Here is a 17255-nt window from a genome sequence, read left to right as displayed (position 1 = left end):
TCCCTTAGAGACGAACCCGGGCCCAGACGGTCTTCCCGACCACCCGCTCCCGCACGCCCCACGCCTCGGCGAACGCGGCCACGATCGCCAGCCCGCGCCCGGACTCGGCCTCCGGCGTCGCGTCGGTGATGACCGGCAGCCCATCTCCGGGGTCGGTCACCTCGATGCCGATCAGCTTCTCGGCGTCGTAGGCGATCCGCACCTCGTAGTACCTCCCCGGTACGCGCCCATGCCGCACCGCGTTGGCCGCCAGCTCCGACAGCACGAGCAACGCGACCTGCGCGGAGCCCGGCTCCACCCTCCACGCGCAGAGAACGGCCGCGGCCGTCTGGCGAGCGCGATGGACAGAGAGGGGGACGGGCGTAAACCTCTGCTTCCAGCCATGAAGCGGAATGACGCCGTGACTTTGTGCGTTCATGCCCCCACTGTCAGTGCACGTGACTAGCGTGACCAGTAACAGAACGTCGACCGCGGCTGGCGCCAACTCCGCTCGAACGGATGTTGATCAGCGTTTAGCCGCGTTGAGGGGGTGGATGGGATGGCGATGCCCAAGAAGAAGGACTCCGCGCCGCCGACCATGAGGTACTTCGCAGCTGTGCTGCGGATTCTTCGCGAGGCCGCGGGGTTGACGCAGGAGCAGCTGGGCGAGCTGATGAACTACACGGGCTCGGCGGTGAGCGCGGTGGAGACGTGTGCGAAGCCGCCGACGGATGAGTTCGTCGAAGCGGCCGAGAAAGCACTGGACGCCAGTGGGTTGCTGCGCTCGGCGATCGCGTTCTTGCGGTTGGAGCGGTATCCGGAGTACTTCCAGGGTTTCGTGCAAATGGAGCAAGAGGCGCTGAGTGTGTCGTCGTACTGCACGCAAGTGATCGACGGACTCTTGCAGACGGAGGAGTACGCCCGCGCACTGCTTCGCAGCAACTACCCGCCGTTCGAAGAGGACGAATTGGAACAGCTCGTCACGGCCCGCATGGATCGCAAGGCACTGTTCGACCGCAAGCCGATGGCACTGATTCACACCGTGATCGAAGAAGCCACACTGCGGCGACAGATCGGCGGCCCGGAGGCCATGGGCCGCCAGTACGCGCACCTCCTCACCAAGGCGGCTCGCCCCAACGTAACGCTCCAGGTCATGCCAGCGAGTTGCGCCGAACACGCGGGACTGCGCGGGCCCATGAAGCTGATCGTGATGCCCGACGAGACTTCCCTGGCTTACATGGAGAGCCACGGGGAGAGCATGCTGGTCTCCAAGCCCGCCAAGGTGGGCACACTTGTCCGACGCTATGCGATGATCCGGGCGCAGGCCCTCAGGCCGGAGGAATCCGTAAGCTTCGTCGAGCAGTTGATGGGTGAGCTATGAGCGAACTCGTATGGTTCAAGAGCAGCTACAGCGACTCTGGCGGAGGCGACTGCGTCGAGGTGGCCCTGGACTGGCACAAGTCCAGCCACAGCGACAACACGGGCGGCGACTGCGTCGAAGTCGCCACCGACTGGCACAAGTCCAGCCACAGCGACTCCAGCGGGGGCGACTGCGTCGAGGTCGCCACCACCCCCGCCACCGTCCACGTCCGCGACTCAAAGATCCCGGACGGCCCGAACCTCCACATACCCGCCGACGCCTGGTCGGACTTCCTCGTCTTCGCCACGCGATAGCGGCAGTCGCCCCACCGCACGCGTCCCGGACACCGTGTCCGCGAAGTGGAGCGTGCCGCCGTGGCGGGCGGCGATCTCGCGGGCGATGGCCAAGCCCAGCCCCGCACCGCCGGACTTCCGCGTGCGGGCGTCCTCCAGGCGGCTGAAGCGCTTGAAGACCCGTTCCCGGTCCGCCACAAGGATGCCGGGGCCGTCGTCGCGGACCTCGAACACGACGGTGGCCCCCTCCCCGTGGCGCTCGCTGCGCACCGTGACCTCGACCGTGGTGTGGGCGTAACGGCAGGCGTTGCCGAGCAGGTTGCGGAGCAGCCGTTCGAGCTGGACGTCGCTGCCGCGGACCCAGGCGGGTGGGTCGTCGGCGGTGCAGCGGATGTCGAGGGGGCGGGCGTGGGGCAGATGGCGGTGTTCCACGGCCAGGTCGTGGGCGAGGTCGGTGAGGTTCACCCTCGTGTCGGCGACGGGCGCGCCGCCGTCCAGTTGGGCCAGGAGCAGCAGGTCGTGGCTGAGGTTCTGGAGCCGCACGATGTCCCGCAGGGCCTCGCGTACACGGCTCTCCCAGTCGACGCCTTCCGGGTGCGTCAGTGACGACTCGAGTGAGGCCCGCAGCCCGGCGAGGGGGCTGCGCAGCTCGTGGGAGGCGTCGGCGATGAATCGCTGCTGGAGTTCGGCCGACCGCTCCAGCCGGTCCAGGGTCGTGTTGATGGTGCGTGCGAGCCGGGCGATCTCGTCGGCCGGGGCCGAGGACGACACCGGCACTCGACGGCCCAGCGACCGGGCCGTGATGTCCTCCAGTTCGCGGCGGATGGCCTCGACAGGGCGCAACACCCGGTTTGCCGCGATCCACGCGGTGGCGGCGAGGATCACGACGACGAGGGGTGCCCAGTACGCCAGGCGCCAGCCGAGGCTGGGCAGGTAGCCGAACGCGGATCCGCCGGTCTGGTACGACCACCAGAGTTCGCCGACGAAGAGCAGGGCCGTACCGGCGCCGACCACGAACGCGAAGCGCAGACGCAGGGACAGCGCCCGTCGGACGGAGCGAGAGAACGCCCACACCGTGGCGCCGGTGAGCAGCATGATGGCCGGGGCCGCGACCTCGGGTTGCCGTAGCGGCTCCGCGACAGCCGCGTACGGGAGGAACACGGCGCCCGCGATGAGCAGCCAGGCCACGGTGAGGCCGACCCGGATGGTGCTCGACTTGCGCGTTTCAGGCGGCATGGCCGGTCATCCGGTAGCCGATGCCCCGGACCGTCTCGATCGACGCGCGGCCGAAGGGCGTGTCGATCTTTCGACGCAGGGCGCTCACGTACACCTCGACGATGTTCAGGTCGCCTTCGAAGTCCGCCGACCAGACCTGGTCGACGATGTCGATCTTGGGGACGACTTCACCGGCCCGCATGGCAAGGCATTCGAGCACCGCGAACTCCTTGGCGGTCAGTCGGATCTGGACGTCGCCGCGGCCGCTGGTCCGGTTGGCGGGGTCGACCCACAGGTCGCCGATGCGCAGCACGGTGCGGGTCCGGGCACCGCCGCGGCGGAGCAGGGCCCGCAGCCGGGCTTCGAGCACCACATACGAGAAGGGCTTGGCGAGGAAGTCGTCGGCGCCGGTGTCCAGCGCCTCGGCCTCGTCGTACTCGCCGTTCTTGGCGGTCAGCATCAGGATCGGCGTCTCGATGTCCGCCGCCCGGAGCCGGGCGCAGACCCGGTAGCCGTTCAGGCCGGGGAGCATGATGTCGAGCACGATCGCCTGATACGGGTTCTGGCGCGCCATGTGCAGGCCGACCAGGCCGTCATGGGCCACGTCCACCGCGTATCCGGCCGCTTCCAGGCCTCTTTTCAGGGCGACCGCGAGCCCTTCCTCGTCTTCCACCACCAGTAGCCGCACGACCGTAAGTATCCACAGCCGTTTCCGTGGTCCCTGAAGAGGCCTTCAGGATCCTTCAGCGTCGTCTCAGCAGCTCCGGGTGAGCATCGGGGCCCGTTCCCCGCCTGCCCTCCGGCCCTTGAGGTGACCAGTGACCGCCGCCCCCGTCCTCACCCACGACCCCGTCCACCGCGCCCCGGAAAGGGCGCCGCGGGGGATACGGGTGGCTCTGGTGGTGGCCGTCGTGGCGACGCTCGCCGCCGTCGTACAGCAGGTGCTGCACGCGGTGGGGGTCGTCGGGGGGCAGCCGTGGCCCTTCCTGCTGGTCGCCGCCCCGGCGTGGCTGCTCGCCGTGAGGGGCTCGCGGGCGGTGCCCGACCCGCCGCCCGTGGTCGTCCGGGCCGTGGAGCGGCTGGGGCGAATACCCGTGTGGGCGTGGGTCGCCGGGGTGCTGGCCATGGCCGCCGCCGCGTGGGCCGCGCTTCAGGACCACGAGCCGCTGATCGGCCACGAGGAGGCGGTGTACGGCAACAAGGCCCGCTCCTGGCTTGACGACGGCACCCCGGACGCGGGCTGGGGCACCTACCGCCCGGTGGGGCTTCCCGCGCTCGGCCGGATCGCCCTGGCCGTGCACGACGACGTCGGGGCGCTGCGCGTGGTGGCCCTGCTGCTGACCCTGTTCACGCTCACCACGACCTATCTGGTCGCCGCCCGGCTGACCACTCCACGCCGGGCCGTGGTGGTGACACTTCTGCTGCTCAGCGGGCTGGGCTTCCTGCGCCGCGTGCCGCTGTTCCTCAATGACATCGGCGCCAGCGGCCTGCTCCTGATCGTGGTGTACCTGCTGGTCCGCGCGCAGGAGAAGCCCGGTTCACGGGCACTCCTCGTCCTGCCCATCCCGGCCCTCGCGGCCTTCTATCTGCGGTACGGCGTGGTGGGCACCCTCGCGGCCGTCGTGGCCGCCGCCGTCCTGGCCTACGGGCCCCGGGCCTGGCTGGCGCAGGGGCGCCGACTGGCGCTGTGCGCGGGCTTCTTCCTCGCCGGGCTGATACCGCACTTCGTCTACGCCACCGAGGTCACCGGCGACCCCCTCGGCCTGATCTTCTCCGCGACGGAGCACGCGGGCCGGGCGTATGTGGGCGACGGTCTCGTGTACTACCTGTCCATTTTCCCGTACCGGCTGGCCGGTGACCTCGGCGGCGTCGTCATGGCCGCGGGGCTGTGGGGCCTGGGCGCCGCGATCAGGCGCCGCCGTGGCGACCGGCGTCGCAGCGACCGCCGCCACGTGTTTCTCGGCATGACCGCGGTCCTCACCTTCATCGTGCTGGGCGTGGCCACGGACGGCGAGCCCCGCTTCGTCTATCTGCCCGTCGTCCTGCTGACCGTGCTCGGTGTGCAGACCCTCGCCGAGTCGGCCGGGCGCTGGTCCGCGACCGTGCTCACCGCCGTCGCCGCGCTGGCCGCCGTCACCGTGCCCGCCACCGCGCAGTACGTGGCGCACGACGCGATGCCGGGCCCGACCGCCCAGCGCGTGTCGACTCTCGCCGTGGCCCGGCAGTTCGCAGCCGGTGACCGGCCATGCCTGCTGGTCACCGGCTACGAGCCCGACCTCGGCTGGTACTCCGGCTGCGACGCGGTCACCTACGGCCAGTACCGGCGGATGGCGCCGCCCGCCGGGGTCGAGGTGAGTCTGGTCCTCTTCGAACGGGGGCGGTTGCAGCCCGGCCCCGCGTCCCTGCGCCGTCTCATCGACGGGCGTGCCACCACGACCCGGACGATCCCCACCGAAGGCTCCCTCGGCACGGCCACGGTCATCACGCTGCGCGCGAGAAGCTGACAGCTGACCCGTGGCGCTCCGGCTCGCCCTCGGTGCCGTGGGGGCCGCCCGCCGGCGGCTCCCACGGCAGAGTCTGACTCAGGCCAGGATGGGGACCAGCCCGATCGCGAAGATCCCGTAGAAGCCGGCGGCGACAGCGAGGCGGGCCGCGGTGAGCTTGTGGGCGCGCATGGTCAGCAGAAGGTAGACGATCGCTGCCATGGTGATGATCCCGGACCACAGAAGGGCGTCGTCAAAGTGCCACTTCGTGAACAGCAGGCCGATACCGCTGGGCACGGTGGCCTGGATCATCATCGCGCCGGAAATGTTCGCCAGCGCCAGCTTCGTCTTGCCCTGCCGCACCCAGATCACCGCGTTCATGATCTCGGGGAGTTCGGTGGCGATCGGGGACAGCAGCAACGCCGTGACGGTGGCGGACAGGCCCAGCATGGGGCCGATGACGTCGAGCTGGGCGACGAAGTAGTGCGCTGCGAAGAAGATCACCACGAGGGTGGCGAGGGTCTGCGCCACGACGGCCCAGGTGGCCGGGGACGCCTTCTTCGGCTGGAACTTCAGCGGCTCCAGCTCCTCGTCCTCGCCGTCGTCCTGGGCGGTCCGGCTGCTCCGGATCTCGCGCCAGAAGTACACCGCGTAGGCGGCGAAGAACAGGAGGCCCAGCGTGGGCTTGAAGGCGAACGCGACCAGGCCGAGAGAGACCTTGACGAGGAAGATCGGCAGGAACCACTTCTGGTCCTTGGCCAGCCGCTTCATGTCCTTAGCGTCCCCCAGGGCCTCACCGCCGGGCAGGGAAACGTCGACACTGCGCGCAGCCCCTACCCCGGTGAGGGCGGCAGCAGCACGCTCCTTGCGGCGCTTGAGCATGAGCATGGCGCCGGTGACGCCGTAGGCGACGGTGGCCAGGGCGAGGGGGCCGCCCATGGCGGCGCCGACGCCGATGTTCTTGGCCTCCTCGGTGGCGCCGGTGGTCACCGCGACCAGGGTCACCACGGACTCCGGGAGGGCGGTGCCGAAGGCGGCCAGGATCGTGCCGACCGCCATCTTCCCGACGTTGAGGCGTTCGCCCAGCCACTCCACGGCGTTGACGAACCACTCACAGGAGAGGTAGATCGCCACCGCGCAGACGATGAGCAGTACGAAATGGATCACGGGACTCGTCCAGCCTTCCCGCACCGGCGGGGGCTCAAAGGACGAGCGGCGCGGGAGGCGGCGGCACGGCTTCGACCCCGCCGACGCGCACACAGATGTCGTCGACAAAGGGCCGAAGGTCTCGCCCGCCCGCGTCATCACTGACAACAGGCCCGGCCACCGGGAACCCGAGGGCTCCAGTGTGTCGACGACCGGTTCGCGGGGCTACTCCCCTTCGCAGCCGCCCATCCTACAGACACCCGGCGGCGGCCTTCCGGAGGGTCGGTCCGGCGAGACGGCCCGCGCCCGCGGTCTCGGTGTCGTCGGGCACCAGGCGGTGCGGCATCCGGGCGAGCCGGATCGCTTCGTCGGACGGTTCCGGCGCGGTCAGGCCGGTGCCGTCGGTACCGCCGGGGGTGCTGTGCCCCTCGTTGAAGACGAGGGAGAGCACGTGCCGCACCTCGGCCGGCCCGCTCAGTGAGGTCGGCGCCCTCGGGCAAGACCGGGGGGTGCCGGACGCGGAGTGGCCAGGGCGAAGGTGTCCTCGCGGCGCCGACGGGCGCTGTCGCTGCGGATCTGGTCGACCAGCTTGGGTTTGGGTCCCCGGCCCGCTCGGCCTACGCGGGCGCCACCACGAACCACTGGGCCGGGAGATCGATCCGCGTCCCGTCGGCCCGGTACTCGGTCTGCGGCAGGGTGGTGAGCCCGTGGTCCAGCACCGTCAGCCCCGCCTCGCGCAGCAGCTCCGGCACCTCCACGGTGCGCGCATCGGCGGGGCGCAGGCCGTGGTCGAACACCCGGCGGAGTTTGGGCGGCGGGCCGCCGGGGTCCTGTGCGGCCTCGCGCAGTACGGTCTTGGACTCCTCGGTCAGCTCGGCGACGAAGGCCCGCCCGCGCCGCCCCAGCAGGGTGGCCACCGCCTCGGCGACGGGCCGCCGGTCGGGCGGGTCGCTCTGGTGGATGACGGCGCGCATATAGACGTTGGTGTCGCCGAGCCGCTCGTGGAGTTCGCCTACGCGCGCCGCGTCGGTCAGGTTGAGCTGCTCGTACTCGGCCACCTTCTCCGTGTCGGCGCGCCGCGCGTGTTCGATGGCCGCATGGGAGAGGTCGACGCCGATGGCGCGGGGGAAGTGGGCGGCCAGATAGCGGGTCTGGGTGCCGTTGCCGCAGCCGAGGTCGGCGATCGGCAGCCCGGTGTCCGCGTGCGGGGCGAGCAGTTCGAGGTGCGGGACCGCGGACAGTGAGGGGTCGGCGTCCCAGATGGCCTCCCCCGGCCCGTCCGAGGTGTTCTGCCAGTAGCTCTCCCACGCCTGCCTGTAGCGCTCCGACACGCTCATCCGCCGCTCCCCGGAGTAGAGGCCACCCATACGATCAAGGTGACTATCGCCACTCACCAGCCATGGACAAGAGCCGGGCGCGTTCCTTCACGCGAAATTCGCGCCCGCGCGCGCCGCGCGCTCAGGGCGCTCCGGGCGGGGAAGTGTCTGTTCGAACCAGACCGTCTTGCCGTCCGCCGACCGGCTGCCGCCCCACTCCCGGGCCAGCGCGTCGACCACCCGCAGCCCGCGCCCCGTCTCGTCGTTCCGGCCCGCGCTCAGCAGCACCGGCAGCTCGTGGTCGTCGTCGAACACCTCCCACAGCAGCGCGTCCGTACGCACCAGGCGCAGCACGACGTGGTGGGTGTGGGCGTGCCGGATCGCGTTGGTGACGACCTCGCTGACCAGCAGCTGCGCGGTCTCCACGGCCTCCGGGAGCCCCCATTGGAGCAGACGCTCCCCCACCAGCCGCCGCGCCCGGCCCACTTCGCGCGGCTCCAGCGCGAGCCGCCACTGGGCCACGTCGGCGGCCGGGATGCCGTTGAGCCGGGCCATCAGCAGCGCCACGTCGTCCTTGCGGCCGCCGCGGGTGTTGAGGGCGCGGATGATGGTGTCGCAGGCGTCGTCCATCGACGCCGCCGGGTGTGCGGCGGACGCGCACAGCGCGGCGAGCCCGTCGCCTATGTCCTGGCCGCGCACCTCCACCAGGCCGTCCGTGCACAGCACCAGGCGGTCGCCGGGCGACACCCGTATCCGGGCGGTCTCGAAGGGCACCCCGCCGACCCCGATGGGCGCCCCGGTCGGCAGGTCGAGCAGCTCGCTGCGGCCGTCCTCGGCACGCACCAGCACGGGCGGGATATGGCCCGCGTTGGAGATCAGCAGCTCGGAGCGGATGGGGTCGTAGACCGCGTAGAGGCAGGTGGCCAGGTAGTGCTCGCCGAGCCGCTGCGCCAGGTCGTCGAGGCCGCGCATGAGCTGCGCGGGCGGCAGGTCGAGGGCCGCCATGGTCTGTACGGCGATCCGTAACTGGCCCATCATCGCGGCCGAGTTCAGGCCGTGTCCCATGACGTCGCCGACGACGAGGGCGGTGCGCGAGCCGGACAGCTTGACGCAGTCGAACCAGTCGCCGCCGACCCGGCCGAGCCGGGTGCCGGGCAGATAGCGGGTGGCGGTGTCGCATCCGGCCATGCGCGGGGTGACCTGGGGCAGCATGCTGTCCTGGAGCGTCTCGGCGACGTTCTCCTGGTACGTGTACATGCGGGAGTTGTCGAGCACCAGGCCCGCGCGGGCGGCGAGTTCGGCGCCGGTCGTGCGGTCCATGTCATGGAACCGCTCCCGCCCCGCGCGGCGCATCAGCACCATGAAGCCCAGCACCACATCGCGCGCCTTGAGCGGCACGATCAGCAGCGACCGCCCGTTGATCAGCGGCCGCAGGTCCCGCTTTTCGAACTCCCCTGAGATCCGGTCGCCCAGCGCGTCGTCGATGTACGGGATCAGCACGGGCTCGCCGGTGACCATGCACTGGAAGAACGGCGTGTGTTCGGGAAACGCGATGGCCTCGCCGACCGGCACGGTGTCGTCCCAGCGGCCGGGTTCGTCGTTGTGCTCGACCCACACCCGGTGCCAGATGGTGGTGACGTCGGGCGGGCCGTCGGGGAATCCCTCGCCGGCCAGCACCTGGGCGCGCAGATGGGTGCCGGCGAAGTCGGCGAAGCGGGGCACGGCGGCGCTGGTGACCTCGCGGATGGTGCGGGCGAGGTCGAGCGAGCTGCCGATGCGCCCGCTGACCTCGTTGAGGAATTCCAGGCGCTCGCGGACGGCGGCGTATTCGAGGTCGATGTCCTCAGTTGCGTACGGCACTCCGGGGGCGCTCGGCGCTCCCTGCGCGCCCCCGGACCCGACCCCGGCCCCAGCCCCGCCCCCGGCGGATGCGGCGCGCCGTGCGGCCTCCTGGCGGGCCTGGCGCTCCCGGTAGCGGGGCATGCCCCAGTCCGGGGTCACCGGCACCCGCTCGTTCCTGCTGATCTCCAGCACCGGATAGCCGAGTTCGAGGATCTGCGCGACGATCCGGCCGGCCCTGGCCGGGCCCATGTTGGGCAGGATGTCCGGCAGCCGCCCGGCGAGCCGGTCCGCGCCGGGGAACTCGGTGTGCAGCGCGAAGCCGGGCGAGAACCGCTCCCGCTCCCCGCCGCCCGCGCGCTCCGCCTCGGCCAGCCCCGAGGCGTCCGCCGCGAGCACCAGCAGCCGCTCCGGCCCCGACCCGACCAGCGGATACGCCCACCACAACACATCGACCTGGCCGTGCGCCTGATCGGCCATCCGGGCCCGCCCGGCCGTGGGATACGGCGGCGCCCCGGCCGGCGCGGCGTCCAAGTCGGGCTCGGACTCCTGCTCTTCGTATCGCCATTCCGCGCCGCCCAGCGCGCCCGAGACCGGCATCAGATCGACGGCCCGGCAGCCCACGGCCTCCTCACGGCTGCGCCCGAAGAGCCTGCGCGCACCCGAACTCCAGTGCGTCACCAGCCCGTCGACGTCGATGACCACCACCGCGAGCGGCATCCGCCCGGGCCCGCCGCTGCCGCCCCGCTGCGCCGGCACCCGGGGCACCCCGCCCAGCTCATCGTCGCCGTGCGACGTGCCACGGTCCATCGCCGGAAGACTCCTTAACCAGGCAAGATCTGCGCCACCGCTACCCACGGTACGACCGCCGCGGGCCGCCGCGCGCCCCAATACCCGAATAGGGGGTTGTCTCAGCCGCGTATGGTCACGCCGTGGCGCGTGCGCAGTCGGCGCAGCTCCCACAGGGAGATCGCGGTCACCGACAAGGGGCCGCCGAACAGGGCACAGAACTGGGCCCACAGCGGCCCGCCCGGCATACCGCCCCCGGTCGCGTTCAGGATGGCGATGATCCACACCATCACCACGGTGATCACGGCGGGCAGCGCGGCGTGCACATAGGCGGTGTTGAAGGCGGAGCGGGCGATGTAGGCCGAGGCCAGGACGGCGAACGGCAGCAGCCACAGCAGGAACCAGAGCGCCGGGACGGCGGCCACGAACAGCCATACCCCGTGCAGGTCGTGCAGCACCGGGGTTTTCAAGATCGCGTACGACAGGCCCGCGATGACGGCCACGGTCAGGACGTACAAGCCGACGGTCTTGAGCGGGACGCCGAGCCGCGAGCGCAGCAACCGCCGCCGCTCCGCGGGCGCGTAGCGGATGAAGAGGGCGATCACCACCGGTACGACGATGATGAGCAGGACGGGGGTCAGGATGAGCTGGCCGGCGCTTTCGCTGGCCTGGTCCTCCAGGTCGCCGTCCTCCCCGTACAGGTAGTAGAGCGCGACCGTCGCGAGGACGCCGAGCAGCGTGCGGGCGATCTGGACGCGGTCCACCACGGGGTCGTGCACGCGCCCGCCGCCGTCCTGGTCGAACAGTCGCCGCGCGGGCCGTTGCGAGAGGCGGAACAGCGGGACGAGGAAGGAGAGGAAGGGCACTCGCCGGTACCAGCGCCGGCCCGTGGGCGCCGGCCGGTAGGGCCCGGGCGGCGGGGGCGGCGGCGGCCCGTAGGGGTTCGGCGGCGGGGGTCCGTACGGATCGGGCGTCGGCGGCGGCGGCGCGTACGGATCGGGTGCCGGGGGCTGCGGTCCCCAGCGGTTGTTTCCCTGCCCGGGGCCGTTCGGCGGACCCCATCCCCCCGTTGCCATGCTGGCTCCTCCTCGCCCACGCCTTCGACGTCGCGTACTCGCCGGTGGCCGGGAAGTCTAGGGCACGGAGGCAAACTTGCCAGGTGCCCCGGAGGGCTCAGTCCTCGTGGCCGAGTTGCAGGTCGCGCTCGGTGCGGCCGCCGCCCGCGACCTGGAGGACCGTCGCGACCGGCGGATAGCCGGCCGCGATCACCGTGTACTCGCCCGCCGAGAGATCGACGAAGCGGAAGGCGCCGTCCACCGTGGTCGTCGCCGTGTCAACGACGTTTCCGGCCGCGTCGAGCAGCGTGACGCGCGCGTCCTCGACGAGCCGTCCGCCGCCCGCCCGCACCACGCCGCGCAGCACCGCGCCGCCCGCCAGCTCGATGTCCTGCCGGGTCTCCCGGGCGGCCTGGACGGTGACCGGCAGCGCGGCCGGGCGGAAGGCGGGGGCGCTGGAGGCGAGGGTGTACTCGCCCGCCACCAACTCCGTGATCACATAGCCCCCGTCGAGCCCGCTGCGAGTGGTGGCGACGACCTCGCCGCGCACATCGGTGAGGGTGACGGTGGCATCCCGCACGGGAGCGCCGTCCGCCGTGCACACCATCCCGGCCAGCCGCCCGGCCCCGCCAAGCACCACGTCCAGGTCGACCGGGCGCTCGCCGACCGTGACGCTGACCGCCCGCGGCTGATGGCCGCCGGCCGAGGCGATCAGGACGTACGAGCCCGCGCCCGGCGTGCTCAGCGCGTACCGACCGTCCTCGCCGGTGGCCCCGCGTCCGATCTGGCGCCCCGCGATGTCGATAAGGGTGAGCGCCGCGCGCGGAACCGTGGTGCCGTCGTGGTGCTGGACGGTGCCGCACACCGGAATGCCCGCGATGGTGGGGGCCGGGGCGGTCCGGGGCACGGTGCGCGCGGCCGGGACGACGGGGTCTTGCTGGACGGCGAAGTCGGTGGTGGACACCAGAGGTTTCTCTTTCAGGAGGAAGGCGAGCAGGAAGCCCAGGACGAGCACCGGCACGAGATAGAGGAAGATCCGCGGCATGGCGTCGGCGTACGCCGCGATGTAGCCGTCGCGCAGCGCGCCGGGCAGCGAGTGCACCAGCTCCGGGGTGACCGACTGGGGGTCGGAGATCCCGGTGCCGGAGGCCCCCGGATCGGAGCCGGCGGCGGGGAGTTCGACCGCGAGCCGGTCGGCGAGGCGATGGGCGAACAGGGTGCCGAAGACGGCCGCGCCGACGCTGCCGCCCATCTGCCGGAAGTAGTTGTTGGCGCTGGTGGCGGAGCCGATGTCGGCGGGGCGTACGGAGTTCTGGACGGCGAGCACCAGCACCGGCAGGACCAGCCCGAGGCCGAGCCCGAAGACCCCCATCCACAGGCTGTAGTCCAGGCGGGAGGTGCCCACCTCCATCCGGGAGAGCAGCCACATGCCGATGGCGGCCAGCGCGCTGCCGAAGATGGGGTAGATCCGGTACCGGCCGGTCATGCTGATGAGCTGGCCGGAGGCGATGGAGGCCACGACCGTCCCGGCCATCATGGGGAGCATCAGCAGCCCCGACTCGGTGGCGCTGACGCCGTCGACCATCTGGAGAAAGGTGGGCAGATAGCTGGCGGCCCCGAAGAGGCCCAGGCCGATGACCGCGCCGATGAGCCCGGTGACGCAGAAGACCGAGTCGCGGAACAGCCGCAGCGGCATGATCGGTTCGGGCGCCACGGCCTCGACGACGGCGAAGAGGATCGCGCTGCCCAGCGCCCCGAGCGCGAGCCCGACGATGACGCGGGACTTCCACGGGTACTCGGTGCCGCCCCAACTCGTCAGCAGCACCAGGCAGGTCGAGGACACGCCCAGGAGCAGCGCGCCCAGATAGTCGAAGCGGCCCCGCCGGGCGACCCTGGGGAGCTTGAGCGCGACGGTCACGACGGCCATGGTGGCCAGGCCGAAGGGCACGTTGATGTAGAAGCACCAGCGCCAGGACAGATGGTCGGTGAGATAGCCGCCGAGCAGCGGCCCGGCGACCGACGCGAGGCCGAACGAGGCGCCGATGAGCCCCATGTAGCGGCCGCGTTCGCGGGGCGGAACGATGTCCGCCATGATCGCCTGAATGCCGATCATCAGGCCCCCGGCGCCCACGCCCTGGACCGCCCGGAAGGCGATCAGCTCGTCCATGGTGCGCGACCAGCCCGCCAGGGCGGAGCCGGCCACGAAGACGGCGATGGCGAAGAGGAAGACGCTCTTGCGCCCCATCAGGTCGCCCAGCTTGCCGTAGACCGGGAGCACGATGGTCGAGGTGAGGAGGTAGGCGGTGACGGTCCAGGACATCTTGTCCAGGCCGTGCAGTTCACCGACCACCTTCGGCAGGGCGGTGGCCACGATGGTCTGGTCGAGGGCGGCCAGCAGGAGGGTGAGCACCAGCCCGAAGAAGATCATCCGCACTCGGGCCGGGCTGAGCGGGGTGGGGGCGCCGCCCGGCGGCCCGGGGTCCGGCGCGTGCGCCTGCGCCTGCGCCTCCCAGGCGGCCTCCGGCGCCGTCTCCGGCTCCGCGGGAGGCGCGCTCTGTGTTGCCGTCCGCTCTGCTTGTTGCTGCTGTGCTTGTTGCTGCTGCGCTTGTTGCGCGGCCTCGTGCGCCGTCCGGGCCCATGCGGGCACGGGAGCGGTGGCGCGTCCCGGCTCGTCCCCCTTGGCCAGGGGGGTCCAGGTGATCCCGCCCACGTCCATCTCCCCTTCGTCGCGCCTGCACCGCCGCCCTTTTCTCGCATTACGCGACAACTGTGAGCAAGCGCGACGAATCGCCGATGACGGGTGGGGAGAGGGACGTTCAGAGGCTTTCGCCCCGGTGGGAGGGTGTACGGCGGCGAGGCACGCCGCAAGGAAAACCACCCGATCCGGTGAATCCTCCGGTTGCCTCGCGACCGGCTACTTCTCGACCTCGGCCGCGAGGTTGGCGAGCACCGCGTCGTAGATCCGGGCCAGCCCCTTGGGCGCGAACATCCGCTCGAAGAAGCCGCCGATACCGCCCGCGCCCTGCCAGGTCGAGGTGACGACCACGCGCGCCCTGCCCTCGCCCGCCGGGGTCACGACCCAGGTGGTGACCATCGAGGAGTTGCGGTCCTTCTCGATCAGCTCGCCGTCGGTCGGCTCGGTCACCTCCAGCAGACAGTCGCGCACGCGCTTGCTGGTGGCCTGGAGCTTCCAGTGGACCAGCGTGCCCTCACCGTCGCCGCCCTCGCGTACCTCGTACTCGCTGAACTGCTCCGGCAGCAGCCGGCCGCGCACGCCGCTGTAGTCGGCGAGCGCGTCGAACACGTCCTCGGGGCTGCCCGTGACGATCCGTTCGGTGGTGGCCTCGACTTGGCCCATTGCTCTCCTCCACTCGTGGAACGGCGCCCCGTCATGCGGCGCTCTCGACTGCGGCAAGCCAACCATTTTTGCTGGGACTTTGCCTAATTGGAGGCCGCCACCGGTAAGGCCTCGGCGGCCGGATCAGCGCACCGCGCGGACCCCGTCGAGGGCCACGCCGAGGACGCGGTCGCGCTGGGCGTCGTCGAGGAAATTCGTCGCGGTGATACCGGCCACCATGCGCAGCAGGTCGTCGAAGCCGATATCGGTGCGGACCTGACCGGCCTGGAGCGCCCGTTCGAAGAGCGGGCCGCCCGCCCGGTACATCGACTCGCGGCAGGCGGCGAAGATGTCCGACTCACCGTCCATGGCCTCGCGGATCGCCCGCTTGGTGACGCTGTAGTCGACGAAGCGGCGCAGCCACGAGGCCAGCGCCTCCCAGGGCTCCAGCGCGGCGGCCTCCTCGGCCACCCGGCAGAGCGCGGCGACCTCGTCGGCGTAGACGCTCTCGAAGAGATGGCGGCGGGTCGGGAAGTTCCGGTAGAGCGTGGCGATGCCGACCCCCGCGCGGCGGGCGACGTCCTCCAGCGGCGCCTCCGCGCCGCTCTCGGCGAAGACCTCGCGCGCGGCGGAGAGCAGCGCGTCGTAGTTGCGGGCGGCGTCCCGGCGGTGCGGGCGCTGGGCCGCGACGATCTCGTCGACGGGGAGCTGCGGGACGGTCACGGGGGCCTCCGGGTGGAAACGGATCGAGGTAGTCGTTTGAAAGTGGAGGTTGACCTCCGCTAGAGTGGAGGTACACCTCCACTTTATCAGTAGGGGCCGTGCACTGCCGGTCGCGCACCCTCGTGCGCCCACCGTTCCACAGTGCCGTGCCCCTGGTCGGCCCTGCCCCGGCGCGGGCCGCCCCGTCCCCTTGTCCCATTTGGAGAGGCCACCCATGCCCCGCAACTCCGCCCGCCTCACCTTCGCGGTCCTCGCGACAGGCGCCGGCGTGTTCTCCATGCTCCAGTCACTGATCGCCCCGGCCCTGCCGACCGTGCAGCACGCCCTGCACACCTCGCAGTCGACCGCGACCTGGGTGATGACCGCGTATCTGCTCTCCGCCTCGATCTTCACCCCGATCCTCGGCCGCGTCGGCGATCTGATCGGCAAGAAGCGCACCCTGGTCGCGGTGCTCGTCACGCTGACCGTCGGCTGTCTGCTCGCGGCGCTCGCGCCCACGATCGGCGTCCTCATCGTCGCCCGAGTCATCCAGGGCATCGGCGGCGCGCTCTTCCCGCTCTCCTTCGGCATCATCCGCGACGAGTTCGCCGCCGAGGAGGTGAGCCCCAGCATCAGCAACCTCTCGGCGGTCATCGCCGCGGGCGGCGGCGTCGGCATGGTCGCCGCCGGGCCCATTGTCTCCGCGCTCGACTACCGCTGGCTGTTCTGGCTGCCCGTCGGCATCGTCGCCGCCACCGCGCTGATCGCCCTGCGCTTCATCCCCGAATCCCCCACCCGCGCCTCCGGACGCGTCAACTGGCTCGGCGCCGTGCTGCTCTCGGGCTGGCTGGTCGCGCTGCTGCTGCCGCTCAGCCAGGCGGCCGTCTGGGGCTGGGGCTCGGCCCGGGTGATCACGCTCTTCGTGGCCGCCGCGCTGCTGTTCGCCCTGTGGCTGCTCGCCGAGGCCCGCTCCGCCAACCCGCTGATCGACCTGCGCGTCATGCGGCTGCCCGCCGTATGGACCACCAACGCCGCGGCGCTCCTGTTCGGCGCGGGCATGTACGCGATCTGGTCCTTCCTCCCCGGCTTCGCGCAGACCCCGTCCGCCGCGGGCTACGGCTTCGGCGCCTCCGTCACCGGGGCCGGGCTGCTGATGCTCCCCATGCTGATCGCCATGTTCGGCGCGGGCGTGCTCAGCGGCCGCCTCGAGCCGCGCCTCGGCGCGAAGCGGCTGCTGGTGGCGGGCGCCGCGCTCGGCGCCGTCGCCTGCGGCTTCCTCACGCTGTGGCACGACCGGCAGTGGCAGGTGGCGTTCGTCGCCGGGATCTTCGGCCTCGGCATCGGCCTGGCCTTCGCCTCGATGGCCAACCTCATCGTGGGCAGCGTCCCCGCCGAGCAGACCGGCGCCGCGACCGGCATGAACGCCAACATCCGCACCATCGGCGGCTCCATCGGCGCCTCCGTCACCAGCGTGCTGGTCACCAGCCGCCTCCAGCCCTCCGGGCTGCCGTACGAATCCGGCTACACCCACGGCTTCGCCCTGCTGACCCTGCTCTGCCTCGCCGCCGCCCTCGCGGCGCTGCTCGTCCCGGCGGGCCGCGCCCGCCGCACGGCCGGCTCGCTCCGCGCCGCCGGCGGCCCGGCGGTCGCCGAGCCCCGGGCCACGGCGCCGAGCGCCCGAGGCTGACCGGGACACAGGCAGGGACCTGACCGGAGCGCCTCCGGGGGCTGACCCATGAAT

15 protein-coding genes are annotated in these 17255 nt (G+C 71.7%); 4 read left to right on the top strand and 11 right to left on the bottom strand.

Annotated elements, in window-relative coordinates; genetic code table 11:
• Nucleotides 1–4: 4 nt before the first annotated feature.
• Complete coding sequence (locus tag ABTY62_RS09935; RefSeq protein WP_385350133.1) at nucleotides 5–298, bottom strand: ATP-binding protein; 294 nt, start codon at nucleotides 296–298, stop codon at nucleotides 5–7.
• 240 nt (nucleotides 299–538) lie between these two features.
• Between ABTY62_RS09935 and ABTY62_RS09930 the strand changes: the two genes are divergently transcribed.
• Both ABTY62_RS09930 and ABTY62_RS09925 read left to right on the top strand, forming a co-directional pair.
• On the top strand, nucleotides 539–1360 hold the full coding sequence (locus tag ABTY62_RS09930) for a helix-turn-helix domain-containing protein (protein ID WP_352128911.1): 822 nt from the start codon (nucleotides 539–541) through the stop codon (nucleotides 1358–1360).
• Nucleotides 1357–1653, top strand: a complete 297-nt coding sequence (locus ABTY62_RS09925; protein ID WP_352128910.1) for a DUF397 domain-containing protein — start codon at nucleotides 1357–1359, stop codon at nucleotides 1651–1653. The genes ABTY62_RS09930 and ABTY62_RS09925 overlap by 4 nt, the downstream gene beginning before the upstream one ends.
• Here ABTY62_RS09925 and ABTY62_RS09920 read toward each other — a convergent pair.
• Nucleotides 1576–2868 (bottom strand): sensor histidine kinase, encoded by a 1293-nt coding sequence (locus ABTY62_RS09920; protein ID WP_352128909.1) that lies wholly within the window; start codon nucleotides 2866–2868, stop codon nucleotides 1576–1578. The genes ABTY62_RS09925 and ABTY62_RS09920 overlap by 78 nt on opposite strands.
• Nucleotides 2858–3535, bottom strand: a complete 678-nt coding sequence (locus ABTY62_RS09915) for a response regulator transcription factor (protein WP_352128907.1) — start codon at nucleotides 3533–3535, stop codon at nucleotides 2858–2860. The genes ABTY62_RS09920 and ABTY62_RS09915 overlap by 11 nt, the downstream gene beginning before the upstream one ends.
• Nucleotides 3536–3665: 130 nt before the next feature.
• On the opposite strand from ABTY62_RS09915, the gene ABTY62_RS09910 reads away from it, so the two are divergent.
• Complete coding sequence (locus ABTY62_RS09910) at nucleotides 3666–5351, top strand: glycosyltransferase family 39 protein (RefSeq protein WP_352128906.1); 1686 nt, start codon at nucleotides 3666–3668, stop codon at nucleotides 5349–5351.
• A 78-nt stretch (nucleotides 5352–5429) separates the two neighbouring features.
• On the opposite strand, the gene ABTY62_RS09905 is transcribed toward ABTY62_RS09910, so the two are convergent.
• The 8 genes from ABTY62_RS09905 to ABTY62_RS09870 form a co-directional block, all read right to left on the bottom strand.
• Nucleotides 5430–6497, bottom strand: a complete 1068-nt coding sequence (locus ABTY62_RS09905) for a sodium:calcium antiporter (protein ID WP_352128905.1) — start codon at nucleotides 6495–6497, stop codon at nucleotides 5430–5432.
• Between the two features lie 229 nt (nucleotides 6498–6726).
• Nucleotides 6727–6927, bottom strand: a complete 201-nt coding sequence (locus tag ABTY62_RS09900) for a hypothetical protein (protein ID WP_352128904.1) — start codon at nucleotides 6925–6927, stop codon at nucleotides 6727–6729.
• A 166-nt stretch (nucleotides 6928–7093) separates the two neighbouring features.
• Entirely contained in the window at nucleotides 7094–7813 is a 720-nt protein-coding gene (locus ABTY62_RS09895; protein ID WP_352129033.1) for a class I SAM-dependent methyltransferase, read from the bottom strand.
• 87 nt (nucleotides 7814–7900) lie between these two features.
• Complete coding sequence (locus ABTY62_RS09890; protein WP_352128903.1) at nucleotides 7901–10441, bottom strand: ATP-binding SpoIIE family protein phosphatase; 2541 nt, start codon at nucleotides 10439–10441, stop codon at nucleotides 7901–7903.
• 101 nt (nucleotides 10442–10542) lie between these two features.
• Nucleotides 10543–11496, bottom strand: coding sequence for a hypothetical protein (locus ABTY62_RS09885; protein WP_352128902.1), 954 nt, complete (start codon nucleotides 11494–11496; stop codon nucleotides 10543–10545).
• Between the two features lie 97 nt (nucleotides 11497–11593).
• Nucleotides 11594–14191: an MFS transporter gene (locus tag ABTY62_RS09880; RefSeq protein ID WP_502997433.1), complete on the bottom strand. Its 2598-nt coding sequence runs from the start codon at nucleotides 14189–14191 to the stop codon at nucleotides 11594–11596.
• A gap of 198 nt (nucleotides 14192–14389) precedes the next feature.
• Entirely contained in the window at nucleotides 14390–14833 is a 444-nt protein-coding gene (locus tag ABTY62_RS09875) for an SRPBCC family protein (protein WP_352128900.1), read from the bottom strand.
• 123 nt (nucleotides 14834–14956) lie between these two features.
• Complete coding sequence (locus tag ABTY62_RS09870; protein WP_311728311.1) at nucleotides 14957–15535, bottom strand: TetR/AcrR family transcriptional regulator; 579 nt, start codon at nucleotides 15533–15535, stop codon at nucleotides 14957–14959.
• A gap of 214 nt (nucleotides 15536–15749) precedes the next feature.
• Between ABTY62_RS09870 and ABTY62_RS09865 the strand changes: the two genes are divergently transcribed.
• A complete protein-coding gene (locus tag ABTY62_RS09865) occupies nucleotides 15750–17201 on the top strand; it encodes an MFS transporter (RefSeq protein WP_352128899.1) in 1452 nt (483 codons plus the stop codon).
• The last annotated feature ends 54 nt before the right edge of the window (nucleotides 17202–17255 follow it).

The sequence above is a fragment of the Streptomyces sp. NPDC097640 genome (genome assembly GCF_040302705.1).
GTDB lineage: Bacteria > Actinomycetota > Actinomycetes > Streptomycetales > Streptomycetaceae > Streptomyces.
The sequence above is the reverse complement of the archived record's forward strand: the minus strand, read 5'-3'. Positions and strand labels throughout refer to the sequence as shown.